This is a genomic window from Cyanobacteriota bacterium, from assembly GCA_025054735.1.
Taxonomy (GTDB): Bacteria; Cyanobacteriota; Cyanobacteriia; order SKYG9; family SKYG9; genus SKYG9.
In genome coordinates this window covers 1-2,395 of sequence record JANWZG010000507.1, presented here as the reverse complement: position 1 = coordinate 2,395, position 2,395 = coordinate 1, and the positions used below count along the sequence as shown (strand labels likewise).

At 45.7% G+C, this 2,395-nt stretch carries 2 protein-coding genes; both read left to right on the top strand.

Annotated features, from left to right (window positions below; translation table 11 throughout):
* A partial coding sequence (locus tag NZ772_17465; protein ID MCS6815346.1) for a DUF262 domain-containing HNH endonuclease family protein occupies positions 1 to 1,092 on the top strand: 1,092 nt, incomplete at its 5' end.
* A 254-nt stretch (positions 1,093 to 1,346) separates the two neighbouring features.
* A complete protein-coding gene (locus NZ772_17460; protein MCS6815345.1) occupies positions 1,347 to 2,318 on the top strand; it encodes an XdhC family protein in 972 nt (323 codons plus the stop codon).
* Positions 2,319 to 2,395: the final 77 nt, after the last annotated feature.

Genomic DNA, 2,395 nt, shown 5'->3' with positions numbered 1-2,395 from the left:
CGACTACTTTTTATTCAGATTAATGTTGAAGATGAATTAAATGCTTATACTGTGTTTGAGACGTTGAATGCTAGAGGCATAGAACTAAGTTCAACAGATCTACTGAAGAATTACCTATTTTCTCTATTTCAGGATCCAGACGATTTACAAGAAGCGCAGAGACAGTGGAGAAGAATTATTAATACAGTTCAAATGGAGAAGTTCCCTGAATTTCTTCGGTATTATCTTAGTCTCAAACAAACCAGGGTGAGACGGGAAAGACTATTCAAAATAGTTCGTGAATCTGTCAAGGATGGTCAACAAGCATTTGAATTACTTGGTCGACTTGAAGATTATAGCAGTCTTTTTATTGCTCTCGGTAATTCTAACGATGAATTCTGGCAAGATACCCCAGAAAACTGCCCATATATTCGCGAACTTGAGTTGTTCCGCGTAAAGCAAGCTTATCCAGCTTTATTTGCTGCATACGAGAGGTTTTCCTCTGAAGACTTTACTCGCCTACTAAAACTTGTGTGTGTACTTTCTTTTCGCTATACCGTTGTTAGCAGTCTAAATCCTAATGAATTAGAAACCCTTTACAATAAGGTGGCAATTTCGATCACAAATGGTGAAATAACCAACCCCAAACAGGTATTTGATAATCTTCGCTCAGTATATGTTTCAGACGAGAAGTTCTTGCAGGACTTTTCTTTACTCTCAATTTCTACAAAAGGGCAGAAGAAGAAATTAGTACGATATATTTTATGCAAGCTTGAGGCAGATGCATCACATATAGAGGTGAACGAAGATAGTTTTTCTATTGAACACATCTTGCCTGAATCACCAAACAGTGACTGGCAACAAAGCTTCACGGATACCCAAATAGAAGAAATGGTGTATCGTATTGGGAATTTGACACCTTTAGAACTTCATCTCAATCGCCAAGTTGGCAATGAGCTTTATCCAACCAAGCGAGCAGTTTATCAGCAGAGTGGATATAAGTTAACCCAAAATATATTGGCTGAAGAATGGACTCCAAATACGCTGGCTACACGGCAGAGACACTTAGCACAGAGAGCCACTCATATCTGGAGATCTGATTTCCCTGTATGAGGATTGGCTCTGACTATCTAACACATCTTGGTAAACTCCTATGAAATCATGATGGGGGTCTACCTGGTGGCAACTCTACTAGTTGTACTGCCATCCCTTGAGTGGTAGCAGACAAGAGCACCATAGCTGCAAGTGCCACTACTTCACACTATGTTGAATTGTAGATTTGCGAGTTTAGACTATACGAGGTCACACAGTGCAACGTGCTCAACTGGTTACCTGTTCTGTTCTCTGGTTAAATCGGTAACACTCCCATGCTGGATTTTTATCGCCAACTTGCTGCCCTGCTTCAGGATGAGGCTGTTGTGGTAGCGACTGTCATCCAAGTGAGGGGATCAGCCCCTAGAGAGGTCGGTGCTAAGATGATCATCCGGGCTGATGGATCCATCGTGGGCACGATCGGGGGGGGTGCTGGCGAAGCCTTGGTGATTGATCGTGCACAGTCTGTGCTGGTGACAGGAAACAGTCAAGCAGTGCAGATTGATTTGTCTGGTAAGCCCCATCGAGACAGCCAGGGAGTCTGTGGTGGCGATGTTACAGTCTGGTTAGCCCGTTGGCGTGGTCAAACAATGCTGACCCTGGCCCATCGAATTGTTGCTGCCCTTTCCAACCATCGATCGCTGACCCTTGTTACCCCCCTAAGTCCACACCAAGGCCCTTATGTACTAGATAGTCCAACCCACGACGCTTCATTATCAATACTGACCAACGAATTCTTTACAGAGACTCTCCAGCCACCACCCCTGTTGTTGATTGTTGGTGCTGGTCACTGTGCCATTCCTCTAGCGCACATGGCTCATCTCGTTGGGTTTCAAGTCGTGGTTCAGGACGATCGCCCTGAGTTTGCCACACTAGAGCGCTTTCCTGATGCCACCATGGTGCTGGCACAACCGATCGCACCTGCCCTCGCCACCCTAGCTCATGTGCCCAGCCTATACGCAGCCTTAGTAACACGTGGCTATACCTGGGATGTAGCCGCTCTTACCCTGTTGTTACAACGCCCTACCTACTATATTGGCATGATTGGTAGTCATAAACGGGTTAAGACCGTGTTTCAAGCCCTTGTGCAAGCCGGTGTGCCTGGCATTGACTCAGTATCCGTAGCAATGCTGCAACAAGCTGTTCATGCCCCGATCGGCCTAGACATCGGTGCCCTCACCCCAGAAGAAATTGCTGTGAGCATCTGTGCAGAGTTAATCCAAGTAAGACGCAAGAGCAACCCCTGAGAATCCACCGATAGCAGGCAGAGGGGAATATATTATCCACTAGCAAAGACATTTGCCGTTGCGCCTCGCTATTGTGA